A 17866-nucleotide genomic window follows, 5' to 3' on the forward strand; every position below is an offset into this window, starting at 1 on the left:
TTCGCCGGCAGCGCGATGACGGCGGTCCGTCCGGACGTTTCCCAAGGAAAAATCCGTTTCGGCCCCCGATCTCGAAAGTAGAGGGGGGACGCGCTGCCGCAAGCCCTATTTTGCCTGCGCAGCTTTTTGTCACGAAAGGGAATGGTCGTCAGAGCGGCGGTATCTCGTCCAGCACCTTTCGGACCTTCCGGGCCAGTTCCAGCTTGGAATAGGGTTTCTGCAGCAATGTCACGCCCGCCAACAGGCGATCGTCTTTCATCAGGGCGTCGCGCGAATAGCCCGACGTGTAGAGGACGCGCAGCCAGGGCTGGTCGGCGGATGCGCGCTCCGCGAGTTCACGGCCGTTGATCCCGCCGGGCATAACGATATCGGTGAACAGGAGGTCGATATCGTCCCGCGCACCGAGAATAGCGATCGCGGCGGGGCCATCCTCGGCTTCGATTACCTCATAGCCGAGGGTCTGAAGCTGGGCGACGGCATGGGTGCGCAGCACCTCGTTGTCCTCCACCAGAAGAATGCGTTCGTCGCCGCGGGGGGGAGCTTCTTCCGTGCCCTCCTCGACGAAGGCATCCGCTTCGCCTTCGGGTGCGCTCGGCAGATACAAGGCGAAACAGGTGCCGCGCCCGACATCGCTGCGGACCTCGACGAACCCGCCCGATTGCTTGACGAAGCCATAGACCATACTCAGGCCGAGCCCCGATCCTTGCCCGGCCTCCTTGGTGGTGAAGAAGGGTTCGAAGATGCGGCTCATCAGTTCCGGCGGAATTCCGGTGCCGGTATCGCTGACCTCGATCACGACATAGTCGCCGCAATTCGCGTCGGGATGCATTCGACAGCTGTCCTCGTCGAAGCTCGCGTTGCGGGTAGCGAGGGTCAGCACGCCGCCCTGTGGCATCGCATCGCGGGCGTTGATGCAGAGGTTCAGGATGGCCGCTTCCGTCTGGCCAGGGTCTGCGAACACCTGACGCAGTTGTGCCGATGCGTCGACGACGAACCGTAGGCCGCCGCCGAGCGAACGGCGCAGCAGCGGAACGTTGCGATCGAGCAGGGCGTTGATATCGAAGCTCTGCGGGTCGAGCGGCTGTCGGCGCGAAAAGGCGAGCAGCCGCCGCGTCAGTTCGCCGCCCTGTTCTGCCGCGCGCAGCACGAGCGCCGCCAGTTTGCGATGTTCCTCGTCCTGAAGCGTCTCCAGCAGGGATTCGCTGCTGCCGATCATGATCGTGAGCAGATTGTTGAAATCGTGCGCCACGCCGCCGGTCAGCTGCCCGATCGATTCCATGCGCTGCGCGAACTCAATCTGGCTGCGCAGCGACTTTTCCTCGGTGATATCTTCGATCATGCACAGATGCTGCGCGACCGCCTCCCCCGGCAGGGCGAAGCGCGCGATCGTCATATGCACCCATATGGCCTCGCCCGTCTTGCGAAGATAGCGCTTCTCGAACTGATAGCCGTCGATCGCGCCCCGCGCGAAACGATCCGCCAACGCGACGTCCTGGGCGAGGTCTTCGGGGTGGGTTATCGCCTGCCAGGTCAGCGTACGGAGTTCGTCGAGCGACCGTCCGACAATCGCCTCGAAGCGCGGATTGACGGTGTAGAAATCGCCCGTCGCGGTATCCATCACCGCGATTCCGATGGGTGACGCTTCGAAGACTGCGCGGAAGCGACGCTCGGACTCCGTCAGATTTGCCTGATAATGGGCGGCGGCATTTTCGACCTCGTCGATCTCCAGCGCCAGGCTGAATTGCGCGGCGATATCCATCAGAAGAGCGCGGGCCTCGCTGTCGAAGAAATCAATATCGCCGGCATGGATGCCGAGTATCGCCACTGGCTCCTTTTTGCTGCGCAACGGAATCGCGGCCATGCCCTTCCAGCCGAAACGGGCGCCCGTATCGCGCCATCCCGCCGTCAGCGGATCCTGAGCATAATCATCGACCCAGACGGGTTCGTTTCGGCGAAAGGCCGTGCCGGTTGGCCCCAGCCCGCGCGGATCATCGGCGCGCGCCGACAGCCGTACATGGGACACATGATCGAGCGCTTCGCCCCGGATCGTCATCGGCCCGAAGATACCGGTTTCCTCGTTGGCGAAGCCGATCCAGGCGAGCTTGATGTCGCTGCTGCTGACCAGAATGTCGCAGATCGTAGCCGACAGATCGTCGATCGGGGCGCGGCGCGCGATGGCCGCGTTACAGGCCGCCAGCGTGGCGTAGAGGCGGGCGTGGCGGCGCGACCGCAGTTCATAGATCTTTTGGTTGTGAATGTCGGTATAGGTGCCGATCATGCGGACCGGCAGGCCGCCGGCATCGCGTTCGAAGATCATGCCGCGATCGTGGAACCAGCGATAGCTGCCGTCCGCGCACCGGCAGCGCATCTGGCATTCATATGTGTCGGTCTCGCCGCGCAGATAGCGTTGGAGCGCAATGCGGTTGCGCTGGCGATCCTCGGGATGGACGCGTGCACGAATGCTGCGCAGGCTGTTCTCACGCTCTTCGCCCGGATAGCCCAGCATCGCGTTCAGTCGCTGCGACAGAAAAATCTCCCGCCGCGACAGATTCCAGTCCCACACGCCGAGACCCGAACCTTCGATCGCCGACCGCCAGCGCAACTCGTTTTCGATGATTGCCGATTCGGAGCGGCGCGCAGCAGCCTCGCTCTCGGCGAGCATCGCGCTTCGCTGATTGGCGGCATGGAGCGCATCGGCAACCGCTTTCTCCATCCGCAACTGCCGCGTGCGCCCGATCGCGAGCGGCAGGCACATCAGGATTGCGACGCTGAAGAACAGCTCCAGATAGGTGCCGCGTTCGGTCGCATTATACCCCGCTATCGACAATTTGCCGTCGAGACCCGTGGTGAAGCGCAGCAGCATGCAGGCTGTGACGATCGTCACCAGCGATCCCAATCCTGCGCCGAACAAGCCATGGCGCCAGGCCAGCAGCATCAGGACCGGCACGGCCAGATAGACCCCTGGATAGCTCAGGGGTCCGAAGACAAGGAAAAGGATGAGGAGTTGCAGAACGACCAGTGTGATGCCGACCCCATCCACAGGTTTCGACAGACGGTCGCGCGGTGCCGAAAGGGCCAGCAGGGGCAGGGCGAGAACGAACAGGCCGAGGAAGACGATCAGGGACCAGTCGAGCATGAAGCGGTTGTAGACGTCGGCGATACCGAGCCCGACGTTGAGACCCATCGCGACCCCGACCTTGATCACAGTCGTCGCCGCCCCCATTCCGGCAAGCCAGAGAAGGTGGCGAATGTCGGTAAGGTCGAAATAGCGTCCGACCCGGCTGCGAACGATCGCAGCACACATTATGAACTGGACTGCATTGGTGGCTGCGCTGAGGGCGTGGAGCAGCAGCGCCTTGTCCTGAAACTGCACATCGGCCGCCAAATTGCCCAGGAAAGCCGCACCGATGATCGATGGCCAGCGACGGCGCGAGGTGCGTAGCAGGGCGGCCAGGGCGATGCCGTTGACGAGCCAGATACCGGGCGTTGCCCGCCCCTCGTTCGGAAAGGACAGGCAATATGCGGCAGCCGCATAGGTGGCGAGCGCGAGCAGCAGCACTGTCAGCAGGTCGCGCGTTGCGTCGTCGCGGAGCAGCAGCGCGGATTCGCGTGGTGCCGCGCTGATCGCCGCGCTTCTGATCGTCTCTGCGTCCATTTGGTCCCCGCCTTGGCCCCGGCCGATCCTGTCACCCGCCGGAAAAGGGGTCCAGACTCGGTAGTTACGGTAGTCGACCCCATGTCGTTGCGACAGGAGACCCCTGGGACAGACTGTCCCATGGACTTCCGGGGACGGCACGGCTAGGCGCGCGGCATGATCCGGAGCGGGGCCCCTCTTTCAGCCAATGCGCGGCGCGTCTGCGTGCAGGCTGCGCTCGGCCTCGCGATGCTGGCGCTGTTCATGCGGGTGCTTGTTCCCGCTGGATGGATGCCGGCCTCGGCCGAGCGAGGCTTCTCGATCATCCTCTGCACCGGGCAGGGCGCCATGTCGGCCTGGATCGACGAGAAGGGCGAACTGCATCAGGGCAAGCCCGGTGACGACCGGGCCTCGCACCCCTGCGTCTTTTCGGGCTTCGGCGCGGCGTTCGATCTGCCCTCGCTCGATCCGGCTCCCGTTCTTTTCGTCGTCCCGGCCGTGCTGTCGTTCGTCTTTGCGCGAGGCAAGGGCGCCCTCGGCCGTGGCCTTGCTGCGCCACCACCACCGCCCACCGGACCACCTGCCGCCTTCTGAACCGTTGCTCGCCGCCCGCGCATCGTTGCGGTCGCATATGCTTGTTCAGGGGGGAGGCCGCGATCGGCCTGCCCGATCGAGGTCTGTTTCATGTCAATTTTTCGTCATTCTCTCATGAGCGCGTCCGCGCTCGCCTTGCTGTCGTCCGTGCCTGCTTGGGCTGCGGATGAGGCGTCCGATGCCGAGGACCGTGCCACGATCGTGGTCACCGCTGCCTCGGTCACCGAAGAGGCCCGACGCTCGGTCGAAAAGCGCCCCGGTGGTGTGGACGTCGTCGATGCGACGGAGTTCGCCGACCGGGTCGCCGTGAGCCTTCGCGACGCGCTCGGTTTCTCGCCCGGCGTCTATATGCAACCGCGCTTCGGCCAGGAAATCCGTCTGTCGATCCGGGGGTCGGGTCTGAGCCGGGGCTTTCACATGCGCGGCCTGACGCTGCTGCAGGACGGGATCCCGATAAACCTCGCCGACGACAATGGCGATTTCCAGGAGCTGGACCCACAGATCTTCGAACGGATCGAGGTCTATCGCGGCGCCAACGCGCTGCGTTTCGGGGGTTCGACGCTGGGCGGCGCGATCAACGCCGTGACGCCGACGGGTCGGACCGCGCCCCGCGCCGAACTGCGCGTCGACGGGGGCAGCTTCTCGACCCTGCGCACCAAGGCCGCAGCGGCTTTTGCCAACGATCGGGGCGACGCCTACGTCGCGCTGACCACCGACCGTTCGGATGGCGACCGGCAACATGCCAAGCGCAGTTCCCTGCGATTCAACGGCAATGTCGGCCTGCGCCTGACCGACGCGATCGAGACGCGTTTCTACGCGACCATGAGCCGGATCGATCAGGATCTGCCGGGTGCGATCAGCCTCGACCAGGCCCGGAAGAATCCGCGCCAGGCGCTGCCCAACCTGATCGCGCTCGATCAGGAACGCGACATCGATTCGATCCGCTTGCAGAACCGCACCACGGTCGATCTGGGCAACGGCACGCTCGCTTTTGGCGGCTATTACAATGCCAAGAAGCTGTTCCACCCGATCTTCCAGGTGATCGACCAGAACAGCGACGATCGGGGGCTATTCGCCAGCCTCGATCTGGGCGGCCGCACCGCCGGAATGGATTGGGAGGTCACGCTCGGCACGCAGGCGCGCTTCGGCAAGGTCGCGGCGAAGCAGTTCGTGAACGTCGCAGGCGATCGCGGCGCTCCGACGGCCGATGTCCAGCAGACGGCGCGGACAATCAACAGCTATGGCGAGGTGCGGCTGAAGCCGGTCGATCGGCTGACGCTGGTCGCCGGGGGCATCTACACCCATGGCAAGCGCGAGATCGAGAACCGCCTTGTCCCGACGCGCAGCGGTTCGGCCGAGTTCGATGCCTTCGCCCCGAAGTTCGGGCTGCTGTACGATCTGCTCGACGGCGTTCAGCTTTATTCCAATTACAGCCGCTCGGTCGAACTTCCGGGCTTCAGCGAGTTGAGCCAAATCCCCAGTACGGGGGTGCCCGGCTTCACGCCGGTGGGCGCGCAGAAGGCCTGGACCTTCGAGATCGGTACGCGCGGACGCTATGGTATCGCATCCTGGGATATCGGCGTTTATCGTGCTGATCTGAAGGGCGAGATGCTGCAATTTGCCGTCAGCCCGACCATCCCCGCCTCGACCTTCAACGCAGGCAAGACGCGGCATCAGGGCATCGAGGCAGGGCTGGACCTAACCCTCGGGGCGCTTCTGCGGCTGCGGCAGGTCTACCAATATAACGACTTCCGCTTCCGCGACGACGTCCAATATGGCGACAACCGGCTGCCCGTCCTGCCGAAGCATCAGTACCGCGCCGAACTGCGCATCGGCTTCGAGGGGCTCAACCTGACGCCCAATGTCGAATGGGTACCGCAGGGGGCGTGGGTCGACTATCAGAACACGAAGCGCGTTTCCGGCTACACCATGTTCGGCGCGCGCGGTGAGGCGCGGGTGGCCGAGGGTGTCACCCTGTTCATCGACGCGCGAAACCTAACCAACAAGAAGGCGGTCGGCGATATCAGCGCGATCCTGCGCTATGTCGCGAATAATCCCGCGACAGCAGCGGATGAGGGCAGCGTCGCCTTCTACCCGATCGAACGTCGCGCCTTTTACGGCGGCCTGCGGATGAGCTTCTGATGCGATGCCTGGGGAGCGGCCCCCATACCGCTCCTTTCCTTTGAAGGAACAACCATGAAGATCCAAGTTTCGATCGCCTTCCTCGCCGCCCTGGTCGCGACGGCGCCCGCCATGGCTGGTCCCGTCAGCGTGGACAGCCCCTGGCTGCGCGAAACCGCGCCGGGCGCGAAGGCCGGCGGCGGCTATGCCCTCATCCGCAACACCGGCAAGGCCGAGGATCGCCTGCTGGGCGGCAGGACGGCGGTCGCCGCCAGCGTCGACGTTCACAGCATGACGATGGACGGCAACATCATGCGGATGCGCCCGGTGAGCGGCGGTCTGGCTATCGCGCCGGGCGGCAGCGTCGCGCTCAAGCCGGGCGGCTATCATCTTATGCTGATGGGGCTCAAGCGGCCGCTCAAGCAGGGCGAAACCGTCACCATCACACTGCGCTTCGCCAAGGCCGGGGAGGTGCCCGTGCGCTTCCGCGTCGAGCCGATCGACCACCAGCTGGGCGGGGGCCATGACCACCACTGAGCCGCGACCGGCACCGCGCTGGCTGCGGCCCGTTCTCTGGCTGGCGATCCTGCTCGTCCTGGGCGGGCTCGCAGCAGCTGCTTTTTGGCCACGCGAGGAGGCTGCAGAAGGCTATTCGGATGCCTTTGGCGGCGCCTTTGAGCTGGTCGACCACAATGGTCGCACCGTTTCCGACCGGAGCCTGAAGGGGCAGCCCTTTGCGATCTTCTTCGGCTTCACCCGCTGTCCCGATATCTGCCCGACGACGCTCCAGCGCCTGTCGCGTCTCAAGCGCCAGCTCGGCCCGGCAGGAGAGAAACTGCGGCTGGTGTTCGTGTCGCTCGACCCCGAGCGCGACAGCGGCAAGCTGATCGGCGACTATCTGTCGCTTTTCCCGGTGCCGATCACGGGGCTGACTGGCTCGCCGCAACAGCTGGCACGGATCATCGACGCCTATCATGTCTATCGGGAGAAGGTACCGATCGAGGGCGGCGACTATCTGATCGACCATACGGCGACGATTTTCCTGATGGATGCCGATGGCCGTTTCTTCGGGGCGCTCGCGCATGGTGAGGCGGACGACGCGAGCCTTGCCAAGCTGCACAGGCTGGTCGGAGACTGAATCGCGACGATCGTCTTAGAAGTGGCGCAGGTCGGGGGTCGTTTCGTTGACATTTGTCCAGTATCGGTTCGGCGATGCAACCGAATGAAACAGGACTGGCCACGGGCGACCCACGGCTCAACGATGAAGCCGGGCGTCAGGCTGCGGTCGATCGGTACGAGATCGTCGACACCCTGCCCGAAGACCAGTTCGACCGGATCACCGATCTCGTGCGCACCGTGCTGCGCGTACCGATGTCGACGATCACGCTGATCGACCGCGATCGGCAATGGTTCAAGTCCCGTGCCGGAGTAACCGCCACCGAGACGCCGCGGTCGATCGCCTTCTGCGACCGCGCGATCCGGACCCACGCCCCGCTCGTCGTCGAAGATGCGCGCGAGCATCCCATGTTCCGGGACAACCCACTGGTTACCGGAGAGCCGAATGTGGTTGCCTATGCCGGCGTCCCCCTGCGTTCGCCGGACGGCTATAATATCGGCACGCTCTGCGCGATTGATGTCGAGCGGCGCGCGTTCAGTGCCGAGCATATCGATGTGCTCGGCAAGCTGGCTGCAATCGTGGTCGACGAACTTGAACTGCGCCGGATCGCCGCGAGCGATGCCCTGACCGGCCTGCTCAGCCGGCGCGCCATGCTCCAGGCGATCGAAACGACTGTCCGCGACGGAGCCGAGGGCGGCATCGCCGGGAGCCTCATCCTGCTCGACATTGACCATTTCAAGACGATCAACGATGCCTTCGGCCATCCTGCGGGGGACGAGGTGCTTCGGTCGGTGGCGCGGTCCTGCGTGGCGGAGGCGGGGAACGATGCCATGGTCGGACGGCTCGGCGGCGAGGAGTTCGCTCTCCTGCTGCCACGGACCGGTGCGCCAGAGGCGCTGGCGCTGTCGGATCGGTTGCGTGCGGCCGTCTCCGCACTGCAGCTCGACGTGATCGACGCGCGCCGAGTTACGATCAGCGCAGGGGTTTCGACTGCACACCATCCGGTCGGGTCGGTGGCGCGATGGCTCTCAATCGCGGATGCGTTGCTCTACGACGCCAAGCGGGCGGGTCGCGACCGCTCGGCTGGAGCCATTCTGCCGCCGCTGTAATACGGACGTAATTTCTCTTTCATCCCGGTGTAAACGCTACGGCACCAATGTTTCGCATGGCGCTGTTAGCCCGCCCCCTTCTCAATCAAGGGGTTCGACCAGATGAACGAAATGGTGCACGGCTATACGGACGGCAATGTCGATTGCAATCCGACTGACAATCCCACGCTGGAGAGCATCGTCGAGCAGCGCTACTCGCGCCGCCAGACGCTCTTCGGAGGCATTTCCGCCATTGCGGCCGCGACCTTCGGCGGCATGCTGCTCACGGCGTGCGGCGAGAATGACGCCCCGGTCGTGAACGCGGGCCAGAATGCCAGCACCAGCTCGGGCAAGCTCGTCACGCTCGCCGGCACCGCGACCGACAAGAACGAGATCGGCAGCGTTGCCTGGACGCAGGTCTCGGGCCCGACCGTCACGCTGACCAACGCCAACAGCAACACCGCCACCTTCATCGCGCCGGCCGTGTCCGCGTCGACCACGCTGGTGTTCCGCTTCACCGCGACCGACGTGAAGAACAAGTCGTCCACCGCCGACACGACGATCACCGTCACGCCAGCGGTGCTCAGCTTCAATTCGATCGCCAAGAGCCTCGATGACGTTGTGAAGGTCCCCGAAGGCTATGCCGTCTCGGTGCTCTATCGCCTTGGCGATCCGCTCGATACCGCGACCCCGGCCTATGCCAATAACGGCACCGATACCGGCTTCTCCAAGCGCGCCGGCGACCATCATGACGGCATGAGCTATTTCGGCCTCGCTGCGACCGGCGCTACGCCCGATGCAAACAGCAACAGCCGCGGCCTGCTGGTGATGAACCACGAGAACATCACCCAGATCTATCTGCACGCCAATGGCCCCACGACCGTTGCCGGCGCCCGCCCCGAAGCCGAAGCGCTGAAGGAAATGGAGGCCCATGGCGTCAGCGTCGTCGAAGTGTCGCGCGCCAGTTCGGGCGCCTGGAGCTATGTCCAGGGGTCGACCCTCAACCGCCGCGTGACGCCGCTGACCCCGACGACCTTCTCGGGCCCCGTCCGTGGCACCGATTTCCTGCGTACAGCCTTCTCGCCGGCGGGCACCGACGGTCGCGGCACGATCAACAACTGCGCCAATGGCTACACCGCCTGGGCCACCTACCTGACCTGCGAAGAGAATTGGGCGGGTTATTTCCGCCGCGTCGCCGGTGACAACGCCGCCCGCGGCGGCGCGACCGCCAAGTCGGTCGTCGCACTCAACCGCTATGGCATCGGCGAAGGCGCGAATGGCAGCTATGGCTGGGCCACCGTCGTCCCCACCGACGCCACCAGCACCGTCTATTCGCGCTGGAACGCCAGTGTCATTGCCGCTGCGCCGAATGGCACGGGCGACTTCCGCAACGAGCCGAACCAATATGGCTGGGTCGTCGAGATCGATCCCTATGATCCGACCAAGGCACCGCGCAAGCGCACCGCGCTCGGCCGCTTCGGCCATGAGGGCGCCTGGCCGTCGCAGTTCGTCGCCGGTCGCAAGCCCGCTTTCTACATGGGCGACGATTCGCGCGGCGAATATCTTTACAAGTTCGTGTCCGCGCAGGCCTGGGTCGCAGCGGATGCCAATGCGACCGATCGCCTTGCCATGGGCGACAAATATCTCGACGCGGGGACGCTCTATGTCGCCAAGTTCAATGCCGACGGCACCGGCACCTGGCTGCCGCTGGTGTTCGGCACCGGCCCGCTGACCTCCGCGAACGCGACCTACGCCTTCTCGGATCAGGCCGACGTCCTCACCAACGTCCGTCTGGCAGCCGACGCGCTCGGCGCGACCAAGATGGATCGTCCGGAGTGGACCGCGACCAATCCGGTCACCGGCGAAATGTACCTGACGCTGACCAACAACAACGCGACGGTTCGTCCGCTGACCGGCACCGACGCGGCGAACCCGCGCCATTACAACGATCCGAAGGGGTCGGCGAACACGGCGCAGCGCGGAAATCCGAACGGCCACATTCTGCGTATCCGCGAAACCGGCGATACCTCCGAGGCGACGACCTTCGGCTGGGACATCTATCTGTTCGGCGCAGACTCGGCCGATGCCGATCCGACCAACGTCAACATCTCGGGCCTGGATGCGTCGAACGACTTCTCCAGCCCGGACGGCCTGTGGTTCGGCCGTGGGCAGAACGCCTCAGGTCAGGCCAATCCGCTGCTGTGGATCCAGACCGACGACGGTGCCTTCACCGACCGCACCAACAACCAGATGCTGGTCGCGCTGCCGGGCAAGGTCGGCGATGGCGGCACGAAGACGATCACCAACACGGGCGCCGACGGCGCGACGCGGACCCAGGCGACCGTGGTCGGCAAGGCCGCGACCACCGGCACGCTCAAGCGCTTCCTGGTCGGTCCGAAGGGCTGCGAGATCACCGGCATCGACTCGACGCCGGACGGCCGCACGCTGTTCGTGAACATCCAGCATCCCGGTGAGGACGGTTCGCTGACTACGCTGCAGAGCAGCTGGCCGGCGACCCAGGGTGGCACCTCGACGACGGCGCGTCCGCGTTCGGCGACGATCGTGATCACCAAGACCGACGGCGGCGTCGTCGGTCTCTGACACGCGCCTGATGGCATGACGGAAGGGGGATGCGCGGCGACGCGCATCCCCATTCTCGTTTCAACTATGGCTGGGAACGGCGCTCAGCGGATCGCCGTCTCGGCCTGCGCCTTCAGCGCCTTCGCTTTGTCTTCGGCCGCATTGCGGATTGCCTCGGCCTGGGCTTCGAGCTTCTCGGCCTGAATGTCGGCGGCACGCTCGATGCTGTCGCCGCGCTGCTCCAGCGCATCGGCGGTCGCCTCGCGGGCCTCCTCTGCGGCATCCTTCGCCTTGTCCATCGCCGCCCCGATCCGCTCATTGGGGCCGTCGCCATTATAGGGACGGCCGGCTGCCTGCGCCTCGGCCTTGTCCTTTTCGGCACCGGCTTTCTGCTCGGGCCCTTGGCAGGCAGTGAGCACGGCGAGCGCGGCAAGCGGGATAAGGACGATCCTGTTCATGACTGTTTCTCCAAAAATCGGCGGTGCCCCGCGTGAACATCAACGGCGCTCGCGAAGTTCCGCTTCGAGCGCCGCAAGCCTGCCGCGGTAGAGCTTGGCAAGTTCCTCATGGGCGAGGCGCGCGCCGGGGTTCGACGCGATCAGCGCGCGTTCGGCGCTTTCGGCGGCACGTCGACGATAATAGGCCATGTCGGCCTCGATGCTGGGCATGGTCTGGCTCTTCTGCGGCCGTGCGCCGGGCGCGGGCCGCGCACGCAGTGCGGACAAGGTCATTCCGGTCTTTCTCTGCGAATGGGAGGGGGGAGTTTCGGTGCAGGAAGGGCCGCCGCAACGCGGCGGCAGCCCTCGATCCGATCAGCGGCGCAGCGCCTCGCGCACGCCGTCGACGACCTTGCCGGCGGTGGCCTGTGCGGTGCCGGCAGCCTTTTCGGCAATGCCTTCGGCCTCGAGCTTGCGATCGCCGATGATCTTGCCGGCGGCTTCCTTGATCGAGCCCTTGACCTTGCGGGCCTCGCCCTTGATGCGATTGCTGTCCATGTCGGTCTCCATCTTCAAGAGTGCGGCGCTAACGGACGCAGCGCCATGCCTCCCATCTGGACCCGAACAGGTCGCCTCCAAAGATGCGGACGGACCAAATCGTGTAGTAGTATCGGACTAGTAGTGGCTGCTTCAGCGGATCGGCCGGCTCAGCGGGAAGCCGCGTTCGCGGGCCCAGAGGATCGCGGCGGCGCGGCGGTTGACGCCGATCTTCGCGTAGACGCGGGCGATGTGGTTGCGCAGTGTGTTGCGCGACACGCCCATCTCGCGGGCGATGCCGGCGTCGTCGCCGCCTTCGCACAGCAGGCTCAGCACCTCCTTCTCGCGCCGGGTCAGTTCGCTCACCTCGACCGGGGCGGCGTGCGGATGGGGCGAGCGGAGATTGGCCAGCTTTTCGACCACGGTGCGGCTGAACCAGTTGGTGTCCTTCATCACCGCCTCGATCGCGGTAATCAGTTCCAGCTCGCTGTGGCGCCGTTCGTGGATGTCCTGGATCACCCAGAGGATGCAGCGGTCTTCGTTGAGGGGGATGACCTCGGCCGAGACGAGGCAGTCGACGAAGCCGCCGTCCTTGGTGCGCACCCGCACGTCGCGGCCGCGAAAGCCGCTGCGCTCGTCGAGCAGCGCGGCGGCCTCCTTGAGAAAGCCGGCGGGCTCCCACAATTTGAGCCGCGCCATCGCCTCGTCCATCGCCTCGTCGCCGACATAGCCGGTCAGTTGCTCGAAGGCGTCGTTGACGTCGCATAGCCGGAAGTCGCTGCTGGTGGTGATCGCCATGCCGACGGGCGCGAGCCGGAAGGTTCGCACGAAGCGCTCTTCGCTCGCGCGTAGCCGGTTTTCCGCCTGGCGGTGCGGCTCGAGGTCGGCGAAGGAGAAAAGCATACAGGCCTCGTCGTCCAGATCGATCGGTTGGCCGGCGACGATGACGAGCTTGCGTCCCCCGTCGGGCAGTTCGAGGTCGGCCTGCATCTGCGATATCGTCCTGCCCTCGCGCAGCCTTTCTTTCGCCTTGTCGAGGTCGGCGGCATCGCGCAGCACGTCGATGTCGTAGAGCGATCGGCCCAGCACCTCGTCCCGTGCGAAGCCCGTCATGTCGAGGAATCCCTGATTGACCTTCACATAGCGATGATCGCTCAGCCGGCAGACGATGGCTGGAGCTGGGTTGACGTTGAAGGTCTGCTCGAAGCGGCGCTCGGCTTCGAGCAAAGGTGCGGCGTCGCGGACGATCAGGACGTGGAGCGGCGCGCCGCCGGCATCGTCCAGCGAGAGGCCGCTGATCCGCAGCGTCCGGCACGCGTCCTCGGTGGCCTCGGACACGATCTCGACGACCATTTCGTCGACCTTCTCGCCGCGCAGGAGCCGGTCGAGCGGATAGGCTTCCGGGTCCAGCGCGTGATTGTTGCGGTAGCGGAGAGGGTGACGCTCACGATAGTCGTCGGCGTTGCGGCCGAGGGCGGCTGGCGAGTCTGCTCCGTGGAGGTCGGCGGCGACGCCGTTGGCCCAGATCAGGCGACCGCGCCCGTCCGCCAGGATGAGACCGTCGCCCAGCCGGGCGAGGATGTCTTCCCACTGCTCGGCCCCCACGGGGAGGGCATCCAACGCCTTCATGCCACTTCTCGCTCTGTTCACCCTGCCAGACGAGCGGATTGCGGCTTGGTTCCAGACCCGTATCGTTTGCGGTCAGGCCGAGGCGAGCACCCGCAGCAGGCGATCTCGCGAGAGGTCGGTTGCCATGGCGAGTGCGGCGAGCGTGAAGCCATAGCGGACGGCGCTTTCCAGAGCGGCGGTGTCGATCCGCCGATCGGTCCACGCCATCAGCGCGCCCGACAGCAGATAAACGAAGTTGCGGGTGAAAGCCGACATGTCGGCATCCGGGGAGAGCAAGGCTTCCGCGTGCAAGGGCAGCAGCAAACCGTCCCAGAAGGCCGTGGCCGTTTCCACCTGTGCGTCCTGGTCTTCGGCGTCCGAGGCGTAAATTGTGGCGAAGAGTTCCCGGTAGAGGCCGGCCTCGCAGTCCATCCGCGCCGCCATCAGCCGGATTGCGGAGTACATACGGTCTAGCGCGTCGCGCGACTCGGTCGCCGCGATCGACTCGATCAACTCTGCTTCGAGTTCGCGATGCAGGGCGACATAGAGCCGCCGCTTGGTTCCGAACAGATTATAGGGGGTTGCCTGGCTAACGCCCGCTGCCTCGGCCAGGCGGCGCATCGAGAGCGGCTCTTCGCGCAATAGCAGGCGTGCAGCTTGCAATATCGACTGTTTCCGTCGCTCCGCCCCGGCATGAAGCTTCACTTTCGTCTCCCCTCGTCTCGTCCTTTAGCAGCATCGCAGCCGACCGGGGTGCGAATTCCCACTTGCTTCTTTTTTGAATTATAGCATGCTCTAAAAAATCAAAGGGCGAGGACAGGCCCTGCACGAGGAGAGGCAGCATGAAATTTTCCATGGCGTTCGAAGCGCAGATGGCGGACACGTCGCGCGAGTCCGAGCAGCGCACCTTTTTCGAGGCGGTCGAGCAGTCGGTCTATGCCGAGAAGATGGGCCTCGACTGCATCTGGGCGGTCGAGCATCACGCGCTCACCCAATATTCGCACATGTCGTCGCCCGAGAGCTTCCTTGCCTTCGTTGCGGGCAAGACCGATCGGATCCGCATCGGCCATGGCGTGATCTGCCTGCCGCCGGCGATGAACCATCCGGTCAAGGTCGCGGAACGGGTGGCAACGCTCGACATTTTGTCGCGCGGGCGCCTCAACTTCGGCATCGGCAAGGGCGGCACCCAGCAGGAAGCGGGCACCTTCGGCTATAATCTGGAAGAGCTGCAGCCGATGATCGACGAGGCCATGTACCTGATCCCGAAGATCATGGTCGAGGACGAGATCGAGCATAACGGGAAGTACATCAAGATCCCGCGCCGGGCGATTCACCCCAAGCCCTATCAGGACCCGCATCCGCCGATGTTCATGGCCGCGACGCGTGAGGAATCGCTGCGGGTCGCCGCGCAGCGCGGGCTCGGCGGCATGATCCTGGGCTTCAGCACGCCTGAGGAAACGGCGCGGCTCAACAAGGTCTATCGCGAGGCCTTCGCCACGCGCGATCCGAAGGATCAGGTCGGCTATTTCCCGAACGAATATCTGGCGGTGGGCTGCCCGATCATTGTCAGCACCGATCGGGAGAAGGCGGTCCGCATCGGCCTGCGCGGCCAGCGCTTCTTCGGTCAGGCGATCCATCACTGGTATGGCGCGGGGCCGAAGCCCGATGTCGACGATGTGACGGTCGATGAGCATCGCCAGGCGGTCGATGCGGCCAAGCAGGCGACGATCGCCTATCTGCACGAAGCGCAGATCCCGATCACTGCGGCCGCCACCGACATGTACAACACCGAACATGCCTATGGCACGCCCGAGGATGCGATCGCGCATATCGAGCGGCTGGAAGCGGCCGGCGCGGACGAGATCCTGATGCTGATGCAGATGGGCACCGTGCCGCACGAGGCGGTCATGGAAACGCTCACCCATCTGGGCGAGACGATCATCCCCTATTTCCGGGACAAGCGGCGCCGCGCCGCCGCTGCCTGACCATCGGGCCGCCGTCTCCCCACGGGACGGTGGCCTTTTTTCGGGAAAGGGAAGACCATGCCGCTCAACGCCATCGCCCGGGCGATGCTCGCCCATATGAACGCCAATCCGATCGACTGGGCGTCGATCGCCCCGCAGCAGTTTCGCGCGATGAGCGCGGGCATGGAACAGCCGGCCGATCCGTCCGATGCGATCGTCCAGGAAGACGTCGACGCCGGTGGCGTACCTGCGCGGATCTACCGAAGGGCCGAAGCGGCGGGTCCGGAGCCGGTGCTGCTGTTCTTTCATGGTGGCGGCTACATCGCTTGCGGAATCAGCAGCCATGAACGCCTGTGCTCCCGTCTGGCGCGACGCGCGGAGTGCGCCATCGTCTCGGTCGATTACAGGCTGGCGCCCGAGCATGTCTTTCCGGCAGCGGTCGACGACGCGCTGGCGGCGTTGCGCTGGCTCGGGGAGCATGGCGGGAAACATGGTCTCGACACCGACCGCATCGCGGTGGGCGGGGACAGCGCCGGTGGCTCGCTGGCAACGGTCGCAGCCATCCGAAGCCGCGACGAGGGCGGCCCGGCGATCCGCCACCAGCTGCTCTTCTATCCGGGAACCGACCTGACTGGGGAGACCGAGTCCGAGCGGCTCTATTCGGACGGCTATTTTCTCGATTCCGATTTCTCGGCGATGTGCCTCGACGCCTATCTGCCGAACCCGGCGGATCGCGCGCATCCCTGGGCGTCACCGCTGCTGACCCCCGATCTGTCGGGCCTGCCGCCGGCGACGATTCTGACGGCCGAATGCGATCCGTTGCGCGACGAGGGGCGGGCCTATGCCGATCGCCTGCGCGCATCGGGCGTACCGGTCCGCTACAAGGATTATCCGGGCGTGTTCCACGGCTTCGTCAGCATGTTCGGGATGCTGCCCGATGCCGACGAGACCATCGCCGACGCCGCGCGAGAATTGCAACAGGCCTTTGCGGAGATCCCGGCATGAGCGTTCGCCCCTTGCAGATTGCCGTACCGCAGGAAAAGCTCGACTGGATCGAACGGCGGCTGCGTGAGGCGCAATGGCCGAACGAGCCGATGGTCGACGACCCCTGGGCTTACGGCGCCAGCGTGCCCGAGATGCGCAGCCTCGTCGCCTATTGGCTCGACGGCTATGACTGGCGCGCGCGCGAAGCGGAGATGAACCGGCTGCCGCATTTCCTCTACGCGGTCGAGGTCGACGGCGCGTCCTATGACGTCCACTTCATGCATGTGAAGGGCAAGGGCGACAATCCCCGCCCGGTGATGATCATCCATGGCTGGCCGGGGTCCTTCGTCGAATTTCTCGGCTCGATCGAGCGGCTGACCGATCCCGCGAAATTCGGCGGCGACCCGGCCGATGCGGTGAGCGTCGTGATCCCTTCGCTGATCGGCTATGGCTTCTCGTCGAAGCCGTCGCGCCCGATCGGTCCGCGCACCATCGCGCGCGCCTTCGACCGCCTGATGCGCGAGGGGCTCGGCTACACCGACTATATCGCGCAGGGCGGCGACTGGGGGTCTTCGGTGTCGGGCTGGCTCGGCTATGAGGGCGAGGGCTGCGCTGCGGTCCACCTCAACTTCGCCTTCGGCTGGACCAATCCCGACGCGCATCCGGAAACGCCCGAGGAAATCGCAGCGGCGCAGAAGCTGGGCCAGGTCTGGCAAAGCGAGAGCGGCTATATGGTCGTCCAGTCGACCAAACCGGTGTCGCTCGACCATGCGATGGCGGACAGCCCGTTGGGCGTGGCCGCCTGGCTCGTCGAGAAATTCCAGCGCTGGTCGCAGCTCGACGGGGGCGATCTGTGGTCGGTCTATACGCGCGACCAGATCCTCGACAACATCATGGTCTATCTCGCCAATAACAGCTTCGGCACGGCGTCCTGGCTGTATCGCGGCGTGATGAGCGAGCCGGTCCCGACCGGCGCGCGAGTCACCAAGCCGGTGGCGATGTCGGACTTCCCCGGCGAGCTGGCGCGCTTTCCGCGCAGCACGCTCGAGAAAAGCTACAATATCGTGCGCTGGAGCGAGCCGTCGCGCGGCGGTCATTTCGCGGCGATGGAGCAGCCGGAGCTGTTCGTGAGGGAAGTGCAGGGCTTCGTGCGTCAGCTGCGCGAGCGCGCGCCCGGCTGATCGCTTTCGGGGCGGCGATGC

At 65.3% G+C, this 17866-nt stretch carries 15 protein-coding genes; 9 read left to right on the top strand and 6 right to left on the bottom strand.

Translation table 11 applies throughout. From position 1 onward, the window contains the following. Nucleotides 1–148 precede the first annotated feature (148 nt). The gene (locus KAY22_RS05910) at nucleotides 149–3655 is read right to left on the bottom strand and encodes a PAS domain-containing protein (protein ID WP_296621111.1); all 3507 of its coding nucleotides are present in this window, start codon (nucleotides 3653–3655) and stop codon (nucleotides 149–151) included. Nucleotides 3656–3811: 156 nt separating this feature from the next. Between KAY22_RS05910 and KAY22_RS05915 the strand changes: the two genes are divergently transcribed. The 6 genes from KAY22_RS05915 (at nucleotide 3812) to KAY22_RS05940 (ending at nucleotide 11155) form a co-directional block, all read left to right on the top strand. Then, the gene (locus KAY22_RS05915) at nucleotides 3812–4228 is read left to right on the top strand and encodes a hypothetical protein (protein ID WP_296621114.1); all 417 of its coding nucleotides are present in this window, start codon (nucleotides 3812–3814) and stop codon (nucleotides 4226–4228) included. 114 nt (nucleotides 4229–4342) lie between these two features. Then, a complete protein-coding gene (locus KAY22_RS05920; RefSeq protein WP_296621116.1) occupies nucleotides 4343–6370 on the top strand; it encodes a TonB-dependent receptor in 2028 nt (675 codons plus the stop codon). 54 nt (nucleotides 6371–6424) lie between these two features. Next, entirely contained in the window at nucleotides 6425–6886 is a 462-nt protein-coding gene (locus KAY22_RS05925; protein WP_296621119.1) for a copper chaperone PCu(A)C, read from the top strand. Next, complete coding sequence (locus KAY22_RS05930; RefSeq protein ID WP_296621121.1) at nucleotides 6873–7487, top strand: SCO family protein; 615 nt, start codon at nucleotides 6873–6875, stop codon at nucleotides 7485–7487. The genes KAY22_RS05925 and KAY22_RS05930 overlap by 14 nt, the downstream gene beginning before the upstream one ends. A 74-nt stretch (nucleotides 7488–7561) precedes the next feature. Next, nucleotides 7562–8575, top strand: a complete 1014-nt coding sequence (locus tag KAY22_RS05935; protein ID WP_296621122.1) for a sensor domain-containing diguanylate cyclase — start codon at nucleotides 7562–7564, stop codon at nucleotides 8573–8575. Nucleotides 8576–8677: 102 nt separating this feature from the next. Then, the gene (locus KAY22_RS05940; protein WP_296621124.1) at nucleotides 8678–11155 is read left to right on the top strand and encodes an alkaline phosphatase PhoX; all 2478 of its coding nucleotides are present in this window, start codon (nucleotides 8678–8680) and stop codon (nucleotides 11153–11155) included. An 83-nt stretch (nucleotides 11156–11238) separates the two neighbouring features. Here KAY22_RS05940 and KAY22_RS05945 read toward each other — a convergent pair whose 3' ends face one another. The 5 genes from KAY22_RS05945 to KAY22_RS05965 form a co-directional block, all read right to left on the bottom strand. Continuing rightward, entirely contained in the window at nucleotides 11239–11592 is a 354-nt protein-coding gene (locus KAY22_RS05945) for a hypothetical protein (protein WP_296621126.1), read from the bottom strand. A gap of 39 nt (nucleotides 11593–11631) precedes the next feature. Next, nucleotides 11632–11865 (bottom strand): hypothetical protein, encoded by a 234-nt coding sequence (locus tag KAY22_RS05950; protein WP_296621128.1) that lies wholly within the window; start codon nucleotides 11863–11865, stop codon nucleotides 11632–11634. A gap of 81 nt (nucleotides 11866–11946) precedes the next feature. After that, entirely contained in the window at nucleotides 11947–12129 is a 183-nt protein-coding gene (locus tag KAY22_RS05955; RefSeq protein ID WP_296621130.1) for a CsbD family protein, read from the bottom strand. Nucleotides 12130–12261: 132 nt separating this feature from the next. Continuing rightward, nucleotides 12262–13737: a helix-turn-helix transcriptional regulator gene (locus KAY22_RS05960; RefSeq protein ID WP_296621131.1), complete on the bottom strand. Its 1476-nt coding sequence runs from the start codon at nucleotides 13735–13737 to the stop codon at nucleotides 12262–12264. A 72-nt stretch (nucleotides 13738–13809) separates the two neighbouring features. Further along, the gene (locus tag KAY22_RS05965; RefSeq protein ID WP_296621133.1) at nucleotides 13810–14421 is read right to left on the bottom strand and encodes a TetR family transcriptional regulator; all 612 of its coding nucleotides are present in this window, start codon (nucleotides 14419–14421) and stop codon (nucleotides 13810–13812) included. Between the two features lie 137 nt (nucleotides 14422–14558). Here KAY22_RS05965 and KAY22_RS05970 point away from each other — a divergent pair, with 137 nt between their 5' ends. Genes KAY22_RS05970 through KAY22_RS05980 form a run of 3 tightly spaced genes read left to right on the top strand, consistent with a single transcriptional unit; the run spans nucleotide 14559 to nucleotide 17845 of the window. Beyond that, nucleotides 14559–15701, top strand: coding sequence for an LLM class flavin-dependent oxidoreductase (locus tag KAY22_RS05970; protein ID WP_296621136.1), 1143 nt, complete (start codon nucleotides 14559–14561; stop codon nucleotides 15699–15701). 57 nt (nucleotides 15702–15758) lie between these two features. Next, the gene (locus KAY22_RS05975; RefSeq protein ID WP_296621139.1) at nucleotides 15759–16685 is read left to right on the top strand and encodes an alpha/beta hydrolase; all 927 of its coding nucleotides are present in this window, start codon (nucleotides 15759–15761) and stop codon (nucleotides 16683–16685) included. Then, on the top strand, nucleotides 16682–17845 hold the full coding sequence (locus KAY22_RS05980; RefSeq protein ID WP_296621142.1) for an epoxide hydrolase family protein: 1164 nt from the start codon (nucleotides 16682–16684) through the stop codon (nucleotides 17843–17845). Before KAY22_RS05975 ends, KAY22_RS05980 begins: the two co-directional genes overlap by 4 nt. The last annotated feature ends 21 nt before the right edge of the window (nucleotides 17846–17866 follow it).

Source organism: Rhizorhabdus sp., from assembly GCF_018006725.1.
Lineage (GTDB): Bacteria > Pseudomonadota > Alphaproteobacteria > Sphingomonadales > Sphingomonadaceae > Rhizorhabdus.